At 35.1% G+C, this 22,369-nt stretch carries 14 protein-coding genes and 1 other RNA gene; 6 read left to right on the forward strand and 9 right to left on the reverse strand.

Features of this window, described 5'->3' with window-relative positions; translation table 11 throughout:
- The first annotated feature begins 1 nt into the window (after window position 1).
- The 4 genes from N4A35_08695 to N4A35_08710 all read left to right on the forward strand — a co-directional run bounded on the left by N4A35_08695 (window position 2) and on the right by N4A35_08710 (window position 7,691).
- Entirely contained in the window at window positions 2-4,645 is a 4,644-nt protein-coding gene (locus N4A35_08695; GenBank protein ID MCT4581480.1) for an HYR domain-containing protein, read from the forward strand.
- Window positions 4,646-4,668: 23 nt separating this feature from the next.
- Window positions 4,669-6,120, forward strand: coding sequence for a PorP/SprF family type IX secretion system membrane protein (locus tag N4A35_08700; protein MCT4581481.1), 1,452 nt, complete (start codon window positions 4,669-4,671; stop codon window positions 6,118-6,120).
- 196 nt (window positions 6,121-6,316) lie between these two features.
- Window positions 6,317-7,021 (forward strand): ATP-binding protein, encoded by a 705-nt coding sequence (locus N4A35_08705; GenBank protein ID MCT4581482.1) that lies wholly within the window; start codon window positions 6,317-6,319, stop codon window positions 7,019-7,021.
- Window positions 7,011-7,691 (forward strand): response regulator transcription factor, encoded by a 681-nt coding sequence (locus tag N4A35_08710; protein ID MCT4581483.1) that lies wholly within the window; start codon window positions 7,011-7,013, stop codon window positions 7,689-7,691. The genes N4A35_08705 and N4A35_08710 overlap by 11 nt, the downstream gene beginning before the upstream one ends.
- Here N4A35_08710 and N4A35_08715 read toward each other — a convergent pair whose 3' ends face one another.
- From N4A35_08715 to N4A35_08755, 9 genes are all read right to left on the reverse strand, one after another.
- Entirely contained in the window at window positions 7,692-8,210 is a 519-nt protein-coding gene (locus tag N4A35_08715) for a hypothetical protein (protein ID MCT4581484.1), read from the reverse strand. It abuts the gene before it with no gap.
- Window positions 8,211-8,303: 93 nt separating this feature from the next.
- Window positions 8,304-9,761, reverse strand: coding sequence for a GH25 family lysozyme (locus tag N4A35_08720; protein MCT4581485.1), 1,458 nt, complete (start codon window positions 9,759-9,761; stop codon window positions 8,304-8,306).
- Entirely contained in the window at window positions 9,758-11,185 is a 1,428-nt protein-coding gene (locus N4A35_08725; protein ID MCT4581486.1) for a hypothetical protein, read from the reverse strand. The genes N4A35_08720 and N4A35_08725 overlap by 4 nt, the downstream gene beginning before the upstream one ends.
- A 105-nt stretch (window positions 11,186-11,290) precedes the next feature.
- Window positions 11,291-12,739 carry a hypothetical protein gene (locus tag N4A35_08730; protein MCT4581487.1) on the reverse strand — a complete coding sequence of 483 codons (1,449 nt, stop codon included), beginning with the start codon at window positions 12,737-12,739 and terminating at the stop codon, window positions 11,291-11,293.
- A gap of 395 nt (window positions 12,740-13,134) precedes the next feature.
- Window positions 13,135-13,532: a transfer-messenger RNA gene (gene ssrA / locus N4A35_08735) on the reverse strand.
- Between the two features lie 142 nt (window positions 13,533-13,674).
- Window positions 13,675-14,307: a YdcF family protein gene (locus tag N4A35_08740; GenBank protein ID MCT4581488.1), complete on the reverse strand. Its 633-nt coding sequence runs from the start codon at window positions 14,305-14,307 to the stop codon at window positions 13,675-13,677.
- Window positions 14,300-15,058, reverse strand: a complete 759-nt coding sequence (rlmB, locus tag N4A35_08745; GenBank protein MCT4581489.1) for a 23S rRNA (guanosine(2251)-2'-O)-methyltransferase RlmB — start codon at window positions 15,056-15,058, stop codon at window positions 14,300-14,302. Before rlmB ends, N4A35_08740 begins: the two co-directional genes overlap by 8 nt.
- Window positions 15,059-15,150: 92 nt before the next feature.
- Window positions 15,151-16,416 carry a GWxTD domain-containing protein gene (locus tag N4A35_08750; GenBank protein ID MCT4581490.1) on the reverse strand — a complete coding sequence of 422 codons (1,266 nt, stop codon included), beginning with the start codon at window positions 16,414-16,416 and terminating at the stop codon, window positions 15,151-15,153.
- Between the two features lie 12 nt (window positions 16,417-16,428).
- Window positions 16,429-16,956, reverse strand: coding sequence for a hypothetical protein (locus N4A35_08755; GenBank protein ID MCT4581491.1), 528 nt, complete (start codon window positions 16,954-16,956; stop codon window positions 16,429-16,431).
- Window positions 16,957-16,997: 41 nt separating this feature from the next.
- Here N4A35_08755 and N4A35_08760 point away from each other — a divergent pair, with 41 nt between their 5' ends.
- Both N4A35_08760 and N4A35_08765 read left to right on the forward strand, forming a co-directional pair.
- The gene (locus N4A35_08760) at window positions 16,998-18,005 is read left to right on the forward strand and encodes an acyl transferase (GenBank protein MCT4581492.1); all 1,008 of its coding nucleotides are present in this window, start codon (window positions 16,998-17,000) and stop codon (window positions 18,003-18,005) included.
- Window positions 18,006-18,093: 88 nt separating this feature from the next.
- Window positions 18,094-22,272 (forward strand): lamin tail domain-containing protein, encoded by a 4,179-nt coding sequence (locus N4A35_08765; protein MCT4581493.1) that lies wholly within the window; start codon window positions 18,094-18,096, stop codon window positions 22,270-22,272.
- Window positions 22,273-22,369 lie beyond the last annotated feature (97 nt).

The following is a 22,369-nucleotide window of genomic DNA, read 5'->3' on the forward strand; positions in this document are numbered from 1 at the left end:
TATGATTATATCTTTATTGAATTGCTGTAAAAAGAATGGATTACTCATTCTTGTTTTTTTAGCTTTTTTGGGAAATGAAATGAAAGCGCAAGTTCCGTCAACCTTGTATGCAGGATATCAAGGGTTTTCAGGTACGCCATCTCAAATTGATTTAATTGATACTGCTGGATTGGCTTTCTCTGTAACAAGTTCAATAACCGTAACATCTACCTTTGGACCTGTTCAAGGAGTTTATGGAATTTCACAACATCCATCTACTGGAGATGTTTATCTTTTGTATCAGTCAACTGGGGGAGCAGGAGCTCGTAGACTAGGGATCTTGGATTTAAATACAAATGTGATCGCTGATATTGGGAACAGTGGTAATTTAACAGATATTACTTTTACTCCTGATGGAACATTGTATGGGGTAATAGGGAATTTTGGAGCAACACATGATATAGTAACGATAAATCTAACCACAGCAGCAACAACATTTTTTATCTCTCCTGCAAGTGGAGACTGGGGAAATACACTAGGTTATGATCCTTATTCAGATGAACTTATTCACCTTTGTCAACCCAATCATATTGATAAAATAAATTATAGTGCAAGTACTCAAACTACGTTAAATGCAACTTCACCCCCAGGAGAAACACAAGCGGTAGCGATATTAAATTCTACAACAGCTTGGGTTCAAAATTATAATAGATTATATGAATTGAATACACAAACTGGTGCATATAATCTTGTGAATTCAAATGTTGGGAGGTATCATGCATTTGGGTTTATTGGAGCGCCTTGTTCTGAAACGACAAGTTCTTTTTCACAGACAGCATGTGGAAGTTATGTCGTACCAAGTGGAGATGAAACTTATACAAGTAGTGGTACATACATGGATACTATCGCTAATTCCGATGGCTGTGATAGTGTGATGACAATTACTGTAACCATCACCCCATTAGACAACGCAGGGTTTAATTATGGAGCAGCGTCATATTGTGTGGATGCTACCAATCCCTCACCAACGATAACTGGTTTGCCTGGAGGAGCGTTTACCAGCTCACCAGCGGGATTAATTATTAATGGAAGTTCAGGGGAAATAGATATTGCCTCGTCTACTCCAGGAAATTATACGGTGACTTATACGACTTCTGGAACCTGTCCGAATAGTTCTAATGTTTCTGTAACAATCAATGCTTTGCCAACCGTTTCTTATGTCGCATTAGCTGATTTATGTTTAAATGATGGTGTACAGGCTGGTTTAGGAGGAGGAACTCCTACGGGTGGTGTATATTCGGGGACAGGTGTTACTGATGATGGAAATGGGATGACATATTCTTTTGACCCATCGGTTGCTGGTATTGGTACACATACAATTACTTACGCTTATACAGATGTTAATGGGTGTGCCAATAATAATTCTGATAATGTTGAAGTGTTGAGTCTACCATCAGATCCGGTTGTTACTACACCGATTACTTCATGTTCTAGTCAAGATGTAATACTTACTGGTACCGGTTCTGGAACAGGAGATTTAGTTTTTTATGATAATACTTTTTCAGAAATAGGAAGAGTTACAATGGGAGGAGTCACAACACAAAACTTTAATCTTGGTCCTCTTGCTAATGGTTCTTATACCTATTATGTTACAGAAGATAACGGAAGCTGTGAATCTTCAAATGTATCAATAGCTGTTACTGTAGAAGATAATGTCAATCCATCTGCTGTATGTCAAAATATAAGTGTTTATCTTAATGCTTCAGGAAATGTATCAATTACTGCTGCAGATCTAGACGGAGGGTCAACAGATAATTGTGGAACTGTTTCGTTATCAGCATCAATGACATCATTTACTTGTGCTAATTTAGGAGCAAACAATGTTGTTTTAACAGTTACTGATGGGGATTCAAATACAGATAATTGTACGGCTGTAGTAACAGTGTTAGATACCATAGCTCCTGTTATTACTTGTCCAGGGAATCAGACTGAAAACCCAGATCTTTCGTGTAATTTTACACTGCCAGATTATACAGGGTTAGTTACAGTGACAGATAACTGTACAGCGTCTTCAGTGATTACTCAAAGTCCTGTAGCTGGAACTGTTATTGCTGGGACAACGACAATAACTATGACTGCAGATGATGGAAATGGAAATACATCAACATGTACATTTAATGTAATATTGAATGATGCTATAGCTCCAAATGCTGTATGTCAAAATATCAATGCATATTTGGATGGTTCAGGTAATGCAACTATTGTAGCAAGTGATTTAGACGGTGGCTCTACTGATAATTGTTCAGGGCTAGTTTTTGGAGCATCACAAACGGCATTTACATGTGCAGACTTAGGAGCAAACAATGTTATATTTACTGCTACAGACGGGAATGCTAATACAGATAATTGTACAGCCGTAGTAACGGTATTGGATACTGTTTCTCCTGTAGCAACATGTCAGAATGTTACGGTGTTCTTAGATGGTTCTGGTAACGCTACGATAACTTCATCAGACATAGACAATGGATCAACAGATAATTGCGGTGTCGCTTCATTGGTCGCTAGTAAAACAGCATTTACTTGCGCAGATTTAGGAGCTAATAATGTTACATTAAGAGTTACAGATGGAAGTGCTAATGTAGATAGTTGTATTGCTGTTGTAACAGTTGTGGATACTATAGCTCCAATTGTAGTATGTCAAAACATTAATGTTTATGTGGATAATTCAGGAAGTGTTACCATTCAAGCTACAGACTTAGATGGAGGAACGACAGATAATTGTGGAAGTGTTACTTTAAGTGCATCAGTTACATCTTTTAATTGTTCGCAAGTAGGAGCTAATAACGTAACGCTAACAGGAACAGATGGAAATGGAAATACTTCTAACTGTATAGCTGTTGTGACAGTAATCGATACTATTTCTCCTACTGCTGTATGTCAAAATATCAATGCTTACCTAGATAATCTTGGAAATGCAACTATTGCAGCACAAGCTATTGATGGAGGATCAAGCGATAACTGTAGTGGAGTATCATTTAGTGCATCAATTACATCATTTACTTGTTCTAATTTAGGAGCTAATAATGTAACGCTAACTGTAACTGATGGGGTAGGGAATACTGATAATTGCACCGCTGTAGTGACAGTCCTTGATACTTTAGCTCCAATTGTGACTTGCCCTGGAGATCAAACGGAAAATCCTGATGCACTTTGTAATTTTGTTTTGCCTGATTATACAGGTTTGGCTAGTGCAACAGATAATTGCTCTTCATCTCCTGTTTTAACCCAGAGTCCTGCAATAGGGTCAACAATTTCTGGAACAACAACGGTTACCATTACAGCAGATGATGGAAATGGAAATACATCGACGTGTACATTTAATGTGATTTTACAAGATGTAATTCCTCCAACAATATCTTGTCCAGGAGATCAAAATGTAGATTTGAGTACAGCTTGTGATTATACGTTGATCGATTATACTGGATTAGCTACCGTAACAGATAATTGCTCGGGAATAAGCATCTCACAATCCCCAGCTGTTGGGACAATTATCACCGCTACAACAACTGTTACTTTAACAGCAACGGATGGAGCAGGTAATACAGCTAACTGTACGTTTGATGTTATTCCTACAGATAATTTAGCTCCGTCAATAGTTTGTTTAGGAGATCAAAGCGAGTTTGTAGATGCTAACTGTGGATTTACTGTTCCTGATTATACTGCTTTAGTTACCGCTACAGATAATTGCTCATCTAATATTACATTATCACAAAGTCCAGTAGCAGGTACAGTAGTTGGAGTAGGAACTCAAGTAATCACGATAACAGGAACTGATGCTAATGGAAATGCAGGAAATTGTACATTTAATTTAAATGTAGCGGATAGCATTATACCAACAATTACTTGTCCTGTCGATCAAGTAGATAGCTTTGATGGTAATTGTGAATTTACTTTATTAGATTATACAGCATTAGCAATTGTTAGTGATAATTGTGGAGCGCCTGTTGTTACTCAAAGTCCTGTTGTTGGAACTGTAGTAACTGCTAATACGTTGATTACTTTAACTGTTGATGATGGAAATGGAAATACTGTTAACTGTTCATTTAATCTAAGTTTGAATGATACAACCAAACCAGTTGTGAACTGTTTAGCTGATGAAGCCATTTATTTGGATGAAAACTGCCAGGTACTATTACCAGATTATACTCAAGAAGGAACAATTTATGATAATTGTGACGATAATTTGAGTATATCGCAGACTCCTAGCGCTGGTAGTGTTTATGAGAAATTAGATACAGTAGCTGTTACTTTGATAGCTGAAGACGCTAGTGGTAATATTGATTCATGTACTTTTAATGTTAGGGTTGATGCTGACGCTAATAGTGGTTGTATAGATGATTTAATTGTAAGTGATTTAATTACACCAAATGGTGATGGAAAGAATGACCAATGGATCATTAATGAAGCAGCCTACATTGAAGGGTGTCAAGTGATTGTTTATAATAGATGGGGAAAACAAGTGTTTGAGTCAATTAATTATGACAATACTTGGGAAGGAACCTATATGGGGAAACCATTGCCTGATGGGGCGTACTATTACGTGATTTTATGTGGTGGAGAGGTTAAGTATAAAGGAGATTTAAGTATTTTAAAATTGAAGAAGTAAGTACCATTAAAAAAGTGTAGATTATGAAATTAAGGTTAATAATTATAACAGTATTAGTAGTATGGGGAGCTTCTTCAATTAATGCTCAACAACTACCAGAATCGAATTTGTATACATTTAATAAGTATAACATTAATCCTGCATACTCAGGCTATAATCAGTGTTTGGAGTTATATGGTAGTCATTTAAATCAATGGGTTGGGATTGATAGGGCTCCTAATACCAATTTCTTTTCCATTCATTCGGGTATAGGTGAAAATATGGGAATAGGAGGAGGAGTGATTTTAGATCGAGCTTCTTTTATTAGTAGATTTTCAGCTAAAGTTTCGTACGCCTATAAAATAAAGTTAGGAGAGGAGCATAATTTAAGGTTTGGCCTTTCGGCTGGTCTATTTCAAATTAACTTGGATGCTACAAATGCAGTTGTGAATGATGTAACAGATGAGATAGTAAGTAATGGAGCTCAAAGTGGAGTCAATTTTGATTCAGAGTTTGGACTTTTTTATAACTTGAAAGGTTTGGAACTTGGGGTTTCAATTCCTCAAGTTTTTGAAACGAATGCTGAACTTCAGTTTGAGGGGATGGATGGCTTTAGTAGTAAAAGGCATTTTGTTGCTTATGCTGGATATGATGAGGAATTAAATGAAAAATGGAGTGTTGAACCATCGATGCTATATAAAACAGCGCAGTCTGGTTTGAACCAATTTGATTTCAATGGAATGGTAACCTATAATAAAATGGTGTCTGTTGGAGCTGGTTACAGAACGCATGTTGGTGTAATTGGAAGATTAGGATTAAATATAAAGGACTTTGTTTATTTAGGATATGCCTACGAATTTTCAGGAGCAAATATATCTTCTTATTCAACAGGTTCACATGAAATAATGTTAGGAGTTAAGTTTTGTAAGACTCCTCAACTAAAGAAGCCAAGTGATTTAGAAAAGGCTATCGTGGAAGAAATACCTGAACCTGTAAAGTCAGAACCTGAGGTAATAGTTCCTGTCGAAAAAGTTTCTCCTCCTCCTGTATTGAAAGAGGAAAAAGAAATAAAGCCAGAGCCAATAGTGGTTGAAGAGCCTAAGTTAGAAGAGGTGAAACCAGAACCTATTGAAAAAGAGTACCAAAATATTTCTTTTGAAAAGCCTATGGATATATTGTTTGATTACAATGTTGGAAATCAATTTTCAAATGAAAGTATAGTGGTGTTAGAGGGAATTGTTAAGGTTTTAAAAGAGAACCCTGAGTTATCTGTATTAGTGAGTGGACATACTTGCGATATCGGTTCTGAGGAGGGAAATCTAAAAGTCTCTAAAAATAGAGCAAATCAGGTTATGGACTACTTTGTTAAAAAAGGTATTTCGGGAGAAAGAATTAATGTAGAAGCTAAAGGTGAAACACAGCCAAGATACCCAAATACTTCTGAAGAAAATAGAAAGAAAAACAGAAGAGTTGAGGTTGTTTATCAAGGGAAGTAACTTAGCCCCTTTAGGAAAAGAAAGTGAAAATAATTCGTTGAAGTGCTTTTGTGGTACTCGTTCCTTTGTATGGAATAGAAACGCTTATAGGAGATAAATTCTTCAGGCTTTACACTTAATTTTTCTTAAAAGATCACTTATTTTATTACTCCTAAGTTATGGATTTAGAATGTCCCTAGTTAATGTAATAGTATTTATGCTGTTTATTATTACATTAATTGAGACTATTCTATTGTGTGTTATACTATTTAGATTTGAAAAAAATAGATTCAACTTTATACATCGTTTTGTATTAAAATCTGAACAATATCATGCAATATTACAAAACACCTTTCTAGTTCAGGAAGAAGAGCGAATTAGAATAGCTGGTAATATTCATGATAATTTAATTGGTCAGTTATATCGAATTAAACTACTAAATAAAGATAAAAGACTAAGTAAACTTTTAAACCAGAGTATTCAAACAGCACGTCATATTTCTCACGATCTCTCTCCGCCTTTAATAGAACGGCTTGCTTTTCAAGATATCGTGTATGATTATGTTTCTCCAATTCAAGAAGAGTTGAATATCCAGTTACATTTCTTAGTTATTGATCATACTATTTTATCTAATTACTCCAAGCTTAACTTGTATAGAATATTACAAGAGTTAATTACAAATTGTATTAAACATGCTCAAGCCGATATGTTATACATCCAGTATAGAGTTTCTAGGCAGTACATTTGTTTAAGAGTTGAAGATAACGGTGTAGGCTTTAAGAGTACCGAAAAAAAAGGAGCAGGTCTTCAGAATATTGAAGTGCGCAGTCAACTTCTAAGAGGAAGTTATCGAATGGTCTCTACTGTTAATAAAGGAACTAAATTTTTACTGGTATTAAAAAAATCCAACGATGAAAGATAAAATTGAATTGGCGATTGTAGATGATGATACAATAGTTGTACAGTTGTTAGGTAAATATTTAAAAGAAAAAGGTGATGTTATAATATGGTCTACTGCTAATTGTGGGAATGACTTTATAAAACAATTAGAAAAAAACAACACTTTACCTGATGTAGTTCTCTTGGATTTAAAAATGAAAAATGGTGAGGGGATAGAAGTGATGGATATTTTAAGAGTAACCTATCCTACAATTAAAATTATTGTCCTTTCCTCTTACTATAAGCCTTCTTTTTCTGGTCATTTATTACAATTGGGCGCTAATGCTTTTTTATCAAAAGAAACAGACCTGGATGAGCTGGTAACTATTGTTGAAAAAGTGATGCAAGATGGAAATTATTTATCAGCTGATCAGGTGGCAATTTTACGTCAACAGGTGTCTAATCGCGTTGAAAAAGTTGTGGTATTTGGTAATAATAAACTAAGCAAAAGAGAATTGGAAGTATTAGCATTAATTTGCCAGCAATATACAGGTAAACAAATAGCTCAAAAACTATTTATATCAGTAAAGACAGTGGAAACACATAAAACTAATTTGCTGGTAAAGACAGGTTGTAAAAATACTGCTGGACTGATTGTTTTTGCAGCCCAGCAGCGATTGGTTGATTTAGATCAGTTGGTAATGATAGGTTAGTTATATTCTACGAAACCAACCTGTTATGATGCCGTTTTTTTGTACACCAGCTGTATTTTGAGTGAATTGGCCACCGTTTCCGCCATTTACATTAACAAGATAAGCAGTTATCCCTCCACTATCAGCACTCGGTATTCCCATATAAACATCAGAATTTGCTAGACTTGAAAAGAAGTGAATTCCTCCACCTCCATTGTAATTACCGACTACAATTACATCTCTTTCTGAATCAATAGTAGGGTTGGGGTTGGCATCACCTCTAGAACGCCATTCAAAACCTATTCCTGTTAATTCACTAATCATGGCTGTGGCATTAGCAGTGTCATTACTGACATTTATTAGCCAATCCAAGCACCCTGCTAATCCGGTCCAGTTTTGGCCTGTTGGGCCTTTAGAGCTCCCATCTTGATTGGGTTGAAGATATTCAATCCAATAGGATTGTTGATAAACAGATGTTGCTGGAGGTGCAGTTCCTCTTAATGCAACACTGTTGATTGCATACGATAAACAATTTGCCATAATTTTAATTTTTAAATTTCCCTACTCTGTTCAATATTTGGTTTTTCGGGATCCACCTTTTTATTAGGGGTTAACGTAGCTACAGGTTAACTTCTATTTTGCATATAATTGAGATCGTTTTCCTACAAAAATGTCAAAGTCAGTAAGATGTGAGTCAATCGAATAATGATCAGATTTTTGCCAAATTTTAAAGCCTTTTTTCTCCCATGTTTTGGGAATTTTTGGTGTTGTTGATCGTGTATATTCTGCCAACCAAAGTGGGTGTTGCGCAAAAGATGCATTGGAAAGGTATTTGTTTGCAAATGATAAGTCGGCATAAATAATTGGGGTTCGACCACTTTTCTGTTCTAGTCGTTTTAAAAATTGTAGTAAATCAACTTGTAAATTTACAGGGTCGACTGTTTGGTGTTCGGGTAAACTCTTTTCTTCAATATCTACAATTGGAGCAATATCGGTACTGTCTATTGTTTGAATCACATTCCAAAAATGATCAGCTTGTTGTATGGGGTCTTCATTAGTCATATAAAAATGATAAGTCCCTCTAATCCATCCTTTGGAACGGGTAGTTTTCCAGTTGTGCTCAAAGTCTGGGTCTTGATAGCTTACTCCTTGTGTTGCTTTACATATCACAAAAGAAATACTATCTTTTGAAGTGATTTCCTCAAGGGCATTTCCATTCCAACGTGAGAGGTCTACGCCATAATATTTTTTACGTTTTTCATCATCTATAGTGTTAGTAGTTAGTTGTTGGTGGAGTTGAGCTGTGGTTGTCACTTTTTTTAGAGTACTATCAACTAAAGAGGTTGTTATATGTTGTTGTGATTGAAGACTTGTTAATTGATGAGCATGTGAAGTTGATTTAAAGTAAGTAAATGTTGTAATACCACATAACAAGGCTAATAGAATAACAATTCCTGACTTAAAGTAGGTGTCATGTTTTTGAGGTTTGACGTGGGGGTCTTCTATAGGTGTATCAGAGTTGACTTTTTTTGAATGTTGAATTATTGCTGGGGTTTTATCTGGATTCAGTGCCTCTTTTAATGTGTCGGAAACACATAAAACTCCTGTAAATAAATGAACGATTAATTCGTAAGTTGCTGAATTAAATATTACACCTTTATAGATTACTTCATCTTTATTGTTTCTAATGAATTCAGGCTGGTTGGTGTAATCTCCATCAGGGTTTAATATAATTTTGTTGGTAGAAGGTTTGGGGGTAATAAAACCCTCGTTAATAAAAAACATTGTTTTTTCCCTTGTTTCATCATCGATATATACCGTCAAATAGCCATTGGAACGTAAATAAGATAGTAGCGAAATAAGATTCAATAAATTCTGAACAGCGGTCTTTTTTTGAGCATGATCAGAATAGGTTTCAACGGGGATATAAAAAACAGCATATTTTGCTTTAGTTTGAATAATCATGGACTGCTGATCATGTAAAGTGAAAAAAACTTGTTTTAAAAAATCGGTCATACGAATCATTTCACTGTGCGAGGTTGCAATTAATTCTGAAATGATTTTCTGCTCAAAATTGTTGAATTGCCTCATTTCTTATTTTTTTGAATTGTATTATTATTAGGATGGTATTTATTTTTCCAAGCTTTAATTAATTGCGTTTTGGAAATTTTTTTTAGATGGAAATCAATAGGGAATCCACAGTTTGATTCTTTGGTCTTGATTAGTTCTAGGTAATTCTTAAAAGCTTCCAATAGAGAGTTGACATCTATTGTTTGATTTTCTGTATGTTTAATATTGGCGAGCCCTTCAATTAAGCTTTTTGTCTTTGCTTCTTGAATTTTTAATATTTGTTGTCCAGTTCTAGCAGCATTAGCGCTAGATGCCACAGTCTTTTTTTCTTCTGAATCTTGTTTTTGTTCAACTAGATTTAGTGTTTCTTTGACGGTGTTTTTTTGTAAAATTTGACGAGTGCCTTCGGCAACTTGATTGGAAGAAATTGATGGTAATGCACCTAAGGTGATAAGATTGACATGGCAAGAAACCATGTTGTCGTTAATAATTTTATTAATTTCTTCTTGTATTTCAGGGGCTATACCATATCCTCCTTTTGTGTTTTCTAGCCAGCCACCCAATTCTAGTTTTTCTTTTAGACCATTCGCTATAGCATTAACTGGTCCAAGGTTGGACTCTTCTTTTTTTAGGAAATGGACCATTCCAATAAAACTTGAGCCCAAGGTCATTCCTGAGATAAAAGTCAGTTGGTTTTTACTCGTGGGTAAGTTAGCATTTGTTGTGGACGATAAATACGCTTCAGTTAGTTGATCTTCGGGGAAATAAGCATTCCATGCTTGAAGAGTTTTTTCTACATCAATATAACAAGGTTCTATTAATCGTGCGTTTGCATGTGTGCAACTAGCAGTAATTATTAGCGTTCCAGAAAGTGTATGATTCAGTTTTTGTTGTCTAATTTGAGCAGTAGTTGTTTTTCCCAATTCTGCTGAATTTGATCCAATATTACTGGTTGCTTCTTTAATGTATGATTCGATACCAGCCATGAGGTCATCTTCTGCTCTGCCTTCGTATGAAAAATATTGAGAGTCTAATTTTATTGATTCTGAAGCAATAGGAAAAGAGGTGATGTTACTTAAACTATAGTCGACAGGACTTTCCAGTTGCTCAGTTATTGGAGAGTCGGCTATTTGTGTTCGGATTTTCTGTATAGTTGCTTCCCCTGCAACTCGAATTGAAAGGTAATTCTGTGCAGCAGTTGTTATTTGTTGATTAAGCGCTTCTATCTCTGTTTTTAAATTGTCGATATTGATTTCCAAATCAGCTAGTTCATTGATCGTCATTGCTAAACTTCTACGCATTGTTAATAACCCGTTCATCTTATCTTGAGCGGCATTAATCTTGCTGTGTTGAGCTTCGATTTTTTGAAAGAATTGTAATAAATTAGTATCAATTAAATGTCCTAAAACAAATGAGGGATGGTCGTAAGGAATAGAAGTAGGCATATACAATAGTTTTAAAAATTAGAGCGTAGCATTTAAATAGGTTGTAGAATTCTTGTTTACACCAGAAAACCAATGTAAACAAGAATTAACATAAGAGTAGATCAATTATGAAGTTTTGCTATCGTCTCCACTCACTTTTTGGTATTGATCAGGGTAGTATTTGGTCATCCACATTCCAGCTAATTGTGACTTAGTGATTGGTTTAAGGTAATAGTTGATAGGTACACCAATGTTTCCTTTGATACATTTATTTACGTAGTCTTGAAGAGCATCCATCAATGAGTTGGTATCAATCATCTTATTGGACTCTTTGTCAATTTGATGTAGGCCGCTTAATACTGATTTTACCTTGGTAGCTTGGATATTGACTAACCGCTTCCCATCTCTTGCTTTTTGAGCAGCTGAGTTTACAGTGTCCATTGTTCCTGCATTGGCATTTTGCATTTCTTGTAGAGCTTTCATTGATTTTGCAGCATCGTCTTGCGTAAATCCTTGAACTCCCATTTCTACTTGATTAGATTTAATAGACGGAATGGATCCCATAGAAACTAACGAACAATGTGACGAAATTTTCTGCGTGCTCAATAAATTTTTAGCATCATTTGAAAAACTTGAGTCTACACCAAAACTTCCAGTTTCTTCGGCAAACCAACCTCCATACTTAAATTGAGCCTTTATCGACTCTGCCATAGTATCCATGACTTGACTAGAAGTTGTTTGGCTAGTATTTAGGATGTGAACCATACCTATAAAGCATGAACCATAAGTAGCTCCAGAAAGTACAGAAAATGATTTTTCTCCTTCTGTAGCCGAAAGCATAGCTGTTTCAGCCATATTCGTAATACTATTGGTTTTAATCATGTCATCAGGATAGATGGAGTTCCAAACACGGATCCCTTTATCAACATCTAAAATGAAAGGGGCCAATAATGCGGCTTCTTTATGAGTACAAGTAATACTTACAACCAACGTTCCGGCTATACTGTGACGAGAATGCTGGCTATTCATTTGGGCTTGTACGCTTGAGCTTACTTGTCCACCATAACTATCGCCAAACCAAGATACTTCATCTGCTGCAAATCCACTTACAGCAGCAGAGTGAGTGCCTGAAGTTTGTGTGTTTTTATCATAGGCAAAGTATTGACAGTTCATTTTTAATGAATCTGCAGAAAGTGGCATTTTCTTAATTTGTGTTTTATTATAATCTACTGGGCTCTCTACATTAGCATGTACGCCTTGTACTTTTGCTTTTAATGGTTGGATTTTTTGCTCAGCTGCTAGTTTAGTATTGGCAAAATTAACAGCTGCTTGTTGGACTTGTTTTCCTACTTTTTCGGTCTCTTGCATTAAGTCAGAAGCATCAATTTTCATATTTACCATTTCTTGGATGGTCATATCCAAGCTACGTTTCATAGCAATGTATGAGTTAAGCGTTTCTTCAGCAGCATCAACAGGAGCTTCAGCAGCACTAATTTCTAAAAGGTTTTGAAGTCTATCGGGATGAACAATATTTCCCAAAACTAGTGACGGATCATAAGGGATTGTCGTTGGCATAATATATAAGTTATAATATTGATTTTCCTACTCTGTTTCATGGTTTTTCGGATTCCACCAAGTAGTAAAATCTATTGTTTACTACACAGCAAATATCTGTTCATTATTCCCGTCTTTTCTAATTGAAATACCTGATTTCAATCAAATCCAATAATGTAACTAAGTAAAAAACACAAAGTAGGCTAGTTTTTTACGTTAGGATAATTGGTAGGAATACCTAGTCTTTTATTGTGTGAAGTAATGCTATTTTTTAGAAAAAGCTTTGTTTTAGACAGAGGGCTCTGTATGTCTAATAGATTCATATTTCTTCGATTTATCAGTCGTTAATATTGATAGGGTAACAGAGGTAAGTATAAAAAAAAAGCCCTCCATAGCTGTATAACTATGGAGGGCGAAAGTGGAGTCGGAGGGGCTCGAACCCTCGTCCAAACAAGGCACACTAGAGCTTTCTACATGTTTATCTTCTCATTAATTTTCGTCATAAAACCGGTGAGAAGCCCCCAATTTTTATGCTTATTCTTTATTAGCTTCGGGCAATCATAAAGACACTAATTACCCTAGTTCATACCAACGAACCCATATAGTTATAACCGATGAACGGGAGTCATAACCAGGGTGCTTGTCGGCTACCTAGTAGCTCGATTAAGCCGAATCACATCTCGTGATTAGGCAGCAAGCGCGTAGTTGTTTTCTCCAATTAAGAGATTGAGAATTTAGTTTTAAGAGATTTATTCACAAAGCTCTACATGCTTACAATAACGTTACGCTCGCTGTCAAATCCAAAAACGACCCCAGATTTTGTTGCAAATGAACGCAACAACAAAAGTATTAAAACTCTTGGTATTTACAAGCTAAAAGTAGCTGTTTATATTGTAGAACTGGTGTTTTTGTATAGAAATGATACCGTCTTGACTTCGTTTTGAATGTAAAAAAGGCTATTTAATCACTATAGGATCTCCTAAGAATTTAGGCTTTACACCAAAAGTTAAATCCAATAACATTTTTACCCGAGCAAGTTTCTCTCGAATGTGCGTTTTAAAACCATAGCGCATACTCACATCTTTGGCGTTATAAGCAATAACTTTTAAGCCATAACTTTCTCCTAAAAATATAGCACGTTCATTATGGAATTTTTGGGAGATAATAGTAAATTCCTTTTGTCCAAAAATTTTTAAAGCTCGAACAATAGAGTCTAATGTTCTAAAGCCAGCATAGTCTAAATAGATTGCATCTTCTGGAACACCAGCAGCCATTAAGTCATCTCTCATTTGAGTAGGTTCATCGTATTCCTTTCTACTGTTGTCTCCAGAAACAATGAAAGAAGTCACTTTGCCAGCTTTATATAAGGCAATTGCAGCATCTATTCTGTATTTGTAATAGTAGTTCAGATAACCATTACGATTATACTTACTTGTGCCTAAAACTAGCCCGACTTTATTATTAGGAATGTCCTTTACATTACTGTAAATTTTTATTGCAGCATTAGATTTAACCCAATAATCGGCTCCAAGAACAGTTAGAGAGATGGTGAGAAAACCAATTAATGACCATTTTAAGAACTTACGCATTTCTTTGTCTATTTATTTCATACATGACAATTGAAGCTGAGACCGCAACATTTAAAGATTCAATAGTACCAAACATTGGAATTTTAACCCTGTTATCACAAAGTTTTAAATACTCGTTAGAGATTCCATTCTCTTCAGAACCCATAATAACAGCAATAGCTTTATCCAGTTGAGTATTAGGAAGTAGGTTTTCTGTTTTTTCAGTGCACCCAACGACTTCTACACCATAATCTTTAAGATATTGAATGGTGTCTTTAAGGTTGTGCTCAATACAGACAGGGATTTTATGTAGCGCGCCAGCAGAGGTTTTTACAGCATCAGCAGTTACCAAAGCAGAACCTCTAGAAGGTAAAACAATAGCATGAACACCATTGCATTCAGCGCTTCTAGCAATAGAACCAAGGTTTCTTACATCTGTAACTCTATCTAATATGTAAATAAACGGAGTTTCTCCATTTTCATAAATTGAGGGTAAGATTTGGTCCAAAGGCTGGTATTCAATAGGAGATATAAAAGCAATTGCTCCTTGGTGATTTTTTCTAGTAATGCGATCAAGTTTTTGACTAGGTACTTGTTGTGTGATTATTTTTTGGCCTTTAAGAGCTTCTTTTAGTTCAGACATCAATTCCCCTTTAACCCCCGATTGAATAAGAATTTTGTTGATGGTTTTGTTGGCTTCAATAGCCTCAATAATTGCCCTAATTCCAAAAATAAAATCAGTATTCTTTTTTTTTCCTTTATCTTGATACATTTTCTGCTTATCTGTTTTTTTATTAATTGCGTTCTTTCGCTATTTAGTAATTCCCATCATCTCATTAGCCCATTATCTCATTAGCTAATTATCTAATATCCATAATAAACGCGTCCACTTCTCCAAGTATCAACAGCTCTATACCAACTTGTTTTATAAGTAGACGAACGTTGAAGTTTGTAGTCGTTGTTAGAGAAAGGATTGTTTTTTTGATTAAAGACAAAGTTAAGAGCGATAAGGTTATTCTCTTCTCCATAGATCCATGTCTCAGTTCTACCAGTCTTTCTAACAACTGTAGGTGTTCCATAGATAATACTGATCATTCCTCTATCCGTTTTCCATCCCTCAACATGTGATGAAAAATGTTTATTGGCTTGTTCAACACGATTATAATACTGTTTGATTAGTTCTCTGGCGCGTTCTTTACTACTAGCTTTAGACAACCAAAATTCATCAATGCTCTTTTTAGGGGTGGGACTATTCAATAGCGCGTTGTATTCGGCAGTAGAGCAAATGTATCGTAATGGTTTAACAAGCCCTTCAATAGCATGGATAGTAGGGTAGTTCTTTTCGTATTTAAAAAGTGTGTAGCCAACTTTTGAACTCGTATCGGTTTGAATATGAATAAAGCCATTAGTCGGAGGGGTGATTTTAGTTTCACCCAAAGCATTGAGTTGGGATGAGGTTGTTTGATCAGGGGAGTAATTAAAAGGTTTAGTGTTGACAGAAGCAAATGGAGGAGCAGCAATATTAAAATTACGATTATAGTGATGAATAAAAATCATTTGGTTTTTGTGTTGTTCAGCTTTGATTTGCAATGCAGAAGTATCATTCACAAAAAAGTTGTAGACAGGAGTTTTAGTGCTATCTTTTAATACAAGAAAATATTGGCGGTTATGAACATACGATTTTCTTAAGTAAATCTTCTTTTCTATAGATGCCCCTCGATTTAGGTCCTCCGTTGTGACTTTAAGAAGATAGTCTTTTGCATCAGGGGTGTTGATGGTAAAGTTTCCAGATAAATTTTTGCTGGTTTTACTTCTGACTTCATCTTGAATAAAAAAAGAAGTACTATCAACAATGGTCTTAGAATTTCCATAAGGAAAAAGTTGATAGTGAATTTTAATGTTGGCTTTATAGGGAGAGAGTTTATCTTCTCGAGTATAAAGAATATTTTTTGTAGCGATTTTAAAATAGACGATTGTACTATCGGTAGATGGGTTGTAAATAGCAAAATCAGGAGCCATAATGTTGGTCTTAGTTTCTTTTGCTACAGAAATATTTTTTTGTGGGATGTTACTATTGCTTGAACAGCTGCCCAATAAAATAATAGAAAAAATCCATAAAATATAACGCATATATAATAATCTTTATGGAGTGATAACTTCTGTTTCTATGGTATTACTAATGTTTAATGCTCGGTCAATAATATAGACTTTATATTTGATAGAGTCATTATGATTAGAAATAGGGTTGAAGTAATTGGGTTCAAGTGTCAATTTGATGTCGCCTTTTAGGGCTTTATTCTGTCCTATAGGAGTAATGTTGGGGAGTCGATTTGTAAAAACAATCGTATCAGCTGTAGGAAAATTGTTTCCTGCAGGATCAGCGGTTCCTTTTACCCATTCACCATTCATGTACTCATAATATTCGAGGTAAGCATTGTAATGAAAAAAGCTACCAGGAGCATAGTCGCCAAGAGTGTCCCCTGTACTTAGCCCAATGTCGCCATCACCATCGGTAAATGATACCGTAACAATTGCCGAGTCCTGAAATACTTCAAAAGATTTGTATTCAATCACAGGTTCATCAGGATAAGTTTCTACTTTTAAACAAGAAGAAAGTACAATTAGCTGTGAAATTATAAATACAACACCTATTTTTGTCTTTGAAATCATCCGTAATACGATATAAGTAGTAAAGTTACAATAATAATCAAATGCTCAATTCCATATCCTCAATAAAATCCAAAATATTTTCCATCAAAGATGATATAGAGTTTAACGAAATTGCTTTAGAAATATTTCGTTATCAAGCAGAAAATAATCCTGTTTATAAAAAGTTTTTGAGCTTGATTCATTGCAATGTTGAGACCGTACAAGCTATTAGTGAAATACCTTTTTTACCAATACGATTTTTTAAATCGTTTAAGGTGTTGTCGGGAGATGAACAAAATGTCCAAAAAGTGTTTAAGAGTAGCGGGACTACTCAAAGTGGAAGAAGTCAACATTTAGTCACCGATTTAAAACTATATGAAAGATCATTCTTAGAAAGTTTTAAATCTTTTTATGGCGCTGTAGAGGACTATGTAGTCCTGGCCTTATTGCCTAATTACATCGAGCAAGGAGATTCGTCATTAATTTATATGGTGGACTATTTTATTGAAGAATCTATTCAGGAAGAGAGTGGCTATTGTTTAACAAATTTAAAAGAGACCGCTCAATTACTAAAAGAATTAAAAACTAAAGGTAAAAAAGTTCTTATTATTGGAGTCACTTATGCGCTGTTGGATTTAATCGAATATCAGCAATTCGAATTGAATGACCAGTTTGTGATTATGGAAACTGGAGGAATGAAAGGACGAAGAAAAGAGCTGACTAAACAGGAACTACACCAAACTCTGAAAGCGGGATTTGGGGTGCCAACCATCCATAGTGAATATGGGATGACAGAGTTGTTGTCGCAAGCCTATTCAATGGGGAATACGAAATTTAAAACACCGAAGTGGATGAAAGTGTTTGTTAGAGACATCAATGATCCGTTGTCCTTTCAAAGCAAAAAAAAATCAGGAGGAATCAATATTATTGATTTAGCCAATTTGAATAGTTGTAGTTTTATTGCTACTCAAGATTTGGGGAAAATTAACGACGAAGAGAACACATTTGAAATCTTAGGAAGATTTGATTTTTCCGATACCAGAGGGTGTAATCTGTTGGTTAGCGAATAAAAAGTTAATAATGTCGATTTATTAACGTTAAATTATTGTTGCTTTAATAAAAATAGTTTTACTTCGCGAAAATTTTTAAAATAAAGTTATGAAAAGCAACATGTTACAAATGCTAAAGTATGCTTTAGTATTTTGGATGACAACTTCTATGAGTTCTGTGTTTTCGCAAACAAATTGTTCTGAATTATTCTTCTCAGAATATATAGAAGGTTCTAGTTTAAATAAAGGACTAGAGATTTATAACCCCTCTATGACAACAATTGATTTGTCTGATTATTCAGTTAAAATTTTTAGTAACGGAAATCCTAATTCTGGTATAACAATCCAATTATCAGGAATGTTAGAAGGTGATAGTGTGTATGTGATTACGCATTCTGGAGCTGCTCCGGCATTAAAGAATCATGCTGATTCGACAGTTGGGTCATTAACATTCAATGGAGATGATGCTGTAGCTTTAGTTTCCAATACAGATACTGTAGATGTTATCGGTGTTATTGGAACAGATCCAGGTAGTGCTTGGTCAAATAATGGCGTTTCAACAGCCAATCAAACAATGCTTAGAAATAGCTCCGTTCAAGTGGGGATAGGACCTGATTCTACCAGTTTTGACCCTTCAATTGAATGGACAAGTTTAGGACAAAATGATTTTTCTAATATTGGTATACATACTTCAACGTGTCCTAGATGTACAGCTGATACTACGCAATTAACCAATGCAATATGTCAAGGAGATAGCTATACGTTTAATGGGCAAACAATTACTACAGCTGGTGTATATTATGATACTTTACAAAATATAGGAGGTTGTGATAGTATTTTGGTCTTAACATTAACGGTGAATCAAAATCCAGTAATTGTAGCAAATTCAACAGCAGATACTATTTGTCAAGGAGATAATGTAACATTAACAGGACAAGGAGGAACTGCTTACATCTGGGATAATAATGTTACAGATGGAGTAGCAATTACGCCTAATGCAACAGCAATGTATACCGTTGTAGGACAGGATGCAAATGGATGTTTAGGGATTGACTCTACAGCGGTTGTTGTAGAAAGTTTTACTCCACATACTATTAGTGTGTCAACTCAAGATTCAGTTTTATGTGAAAATGAAGGGACAACATTTAATGCTGTGGTTTCAAATGGAGGAAATAGTGCTGTAATTCAATGGAAGAATACAGGAAATGATGTAGGAAATAACTCTACAACTTATAATAGCCCAGCTCAAAGTTCAAATTATTTTGTTTTTGCTGAATATACAACATTTGGTGTTTGTGGTTATACAACTGCTTCAAATGCTATTGGTGTAACTGTAAATGCTATTGATTCAGTGAATATAGCCGATACGATTTGTACAGGAGAAAGCTTAGCTTTTGGATCACAGACCTTAACTACTGGAGGAGTTTATTACGAAACCTATACCAATATAGCTGGATGTGATTCTGTAGTGAAATTAACTTTAGTTGAAAATCAGTTGCCAACAGTAACGACTATGGCAAGTGCCGATACTGTTTGTATGGGAGGTGCTGTAACATTGTCTGGTCAAGGTGCTGTAACGTATACTTGGAATAATGGGGTAACTGATGGAGTTGCTTTTAATCCAAATCAATCCAGTGATTATGTGGTAACAGGAACAGATGCTAACGGGTGTATGGATACAGATACTGTTACAGTAGTGGTAACAGCTGCTCCAACTCCAACGATCTCAATTGCCACACCAGATTCGATGTTGTGCGATGGAGAAGGAACAAGTTTTTCTTCAGTAATTACTAATGGAGGTCAAAACTTCTCATATCAATGGAAAAGAAATGGGAATAATGTAGGAACAGGATTGTCTACTTATAACTCATTATCGTCAAGTACAAACCACGGTGATGTGATTACTTGTGAATTAACGACTACTGGAGTTTGCGGAACAACCATAGTGTCAAATGCCATAACAATTAGTGTTAGTGGGATCGACGCCGTAAGTGTAAACGATACCATCTGTACAGGAGAAAGTTTAGTTTTTGGAACACAAACCTTAACTAGTGGAGGTGTTTATACCGAAACATTTACCAATATAGCAGGTTGTGATTCTGTAGTAGAATTAACATTAATTGAAAATCAATTGCCAACAGTAGTAGCTTCAACTTCAGCTGATACTTTATGTTTTGGAGCTGATGTAGTACTTTCTGGACAAGGAGCTTTAACGTATACCTGGAATAATGGGGTAGTGGATGGTGTAGCATTTACTCCAAACCAATCAGATAGTTATGTTGTGACTGGTGTTGCAGCTAATGGATGTTCAAACACAGATACAGTAGAAGTTGTAATTTCAAATGATACTTTACCTACTGTTCAAATAATGACACCTGACTCTATGCTTTGTGATGGAGAAGGAACAAGTTTCTCATCAATTGTAACTCATGGAGGTCAAAACATCAATTACCAATGGAAAAGAAACGGGAATAACGTAGGTACAGGTTTAACGACCTACAATTCATTGTCATCTAGTACAAATCATGGAGATGTAATAACTTTGGAAGTTACAACATCAGGAACTTGTGGAACGACAATAACTTCTAATTCAATTATGCTTACTGTAAGTGGGATCGATTCAGTAACAATTAATGAGACAATTTGTAGTAATGATTCTTTAGTCTTTGGTGGGCAAACTTTAATGAACTCAGGAACATATACCGAAACATTTGTTAATATGGCAGGGTGTGATTCAGTTGTTACATTAGAATTAGTAGTTAATCAAGCAGAGTTGATTACAATACAAGATACAATTTGTGAAGGAGAAGCTTATCAATTTGGTAATACAGCTATTCTTCAAGCTGGAACCTATACTGATTCTTTACAAACAACTTTAGGTTGTGACAGTATCATCGTTTTAGAATTAAATGTAATACCTACAGAAACTTCAACTCAAAATGTATTCTTGTGTACAGGTGATTCAGTAGCATTTGGAGGAGCATTTTATTCAACATCTGGAGTTTATATGGATACTTTAACAAGTGTTACAGGTTGTGATAGTATTGCTGTTTTAGAGTTAATAGTTGGTAATACGGATACTTTAGAGGTTTCGGATATTATTTGTAGTGGAGATAGTGTTGTGTTTGGAACACAAGTGTTAACACAAACAGGACTTTATACAGAAATCTTTACTTCTACTGGAGGGTGTGATAGTATTGTTACCATGGAGTTAGAAGTTGTTCAATCAACTAGTAGTCAAATTTCAGAGACAATTTGTGCAAATGAAAGCATTGAATTTGGAGGGCAAAATATAACAACTTCAGGAGTGTACTATGATACCATCATTAATGCAGCTGGTTGTGATAGTGTGATTACATTTACGTTAACAGTGCTACCTGAAATGATAGATACACTAGCGCAAACAATTTGTTCAGGAGATAGTGTTATGTTTGGAGGGATTGCTTATTCACAAACAGGATTATTTACTGACTCTTTACAATCAGCAACTGGATGCGACAGTATCGTTGTATTAGATTTAACAGTTTTGATGCCGTTTGATACAATTGTAAATGAATCCATTTGTAATGGAAGTAGTTTGATTTTTGGAACGCAAACAATTACTCAACCTGGTACATATACAGAAACATTCCAAAATATATACGGTTGTGATAGTGTTGTTACTGCTATTGTTGGATTTGGGAATTCAAGTGATACTGCTGTAGTTGAAGAAATCTGCCAAGGTGAATTTTATACATTTGGTTCACAGGTGCTCACCGAAACAGGTTCTTATACAGAGACGTTTACCAATGCTTCAGGATGTGATAGTACAGTAACACTAACACTTTCAGTAAAAGCTAATCCAATTGTTTCGATTACTCAATCTGGTGGAGATTTAATCTGTACGCAAGGAGATGCCTACCAATGGTTCTTTAATGGAGATTCTATTTCAGGAGCTACCAGTCAAATATATACTCCTACAGAAAATGGAGTGTATACAGTAGATATGACAGCATTTAATGGGTGTAGTGATCAAAATAACTATACTATTCAGAATGTATCGATTGCTGAATTGAGTTTAACTGATGTATTAATTGCTCCAAATCCAAGTACAGGGATCTACAATGTAGCAGCAAGTATTGACTTTAAATACGAAGTGTATAATGTATTAGGAGAGTTGGTTATCAATGATAGCAACCCAAGACAAAATCAAATGGTGAATATCTCGAATGAAGAGAATGGCGTTTATTTATTGGTCTTGACTACTGTAAAAGGAGAAAAGTTAATAAAACGTATTATTAAAAAATAACCTTGTAACCTATACGGTATCGCAGGTTAAAGCGGAGTAAGTTTTCTTATTCCGCTTTTTTTTTGTTTTTATTAACAAAATGGTGTTTATTTGTTTC

Source organism: Flavobacteriales bacterium (assembly GCA_025210295.1).
GTDB lineage: Bacteria > Bacteroidota > Bacteroidia > Flavobacteriales_D > Parvicellaceae > S010-51.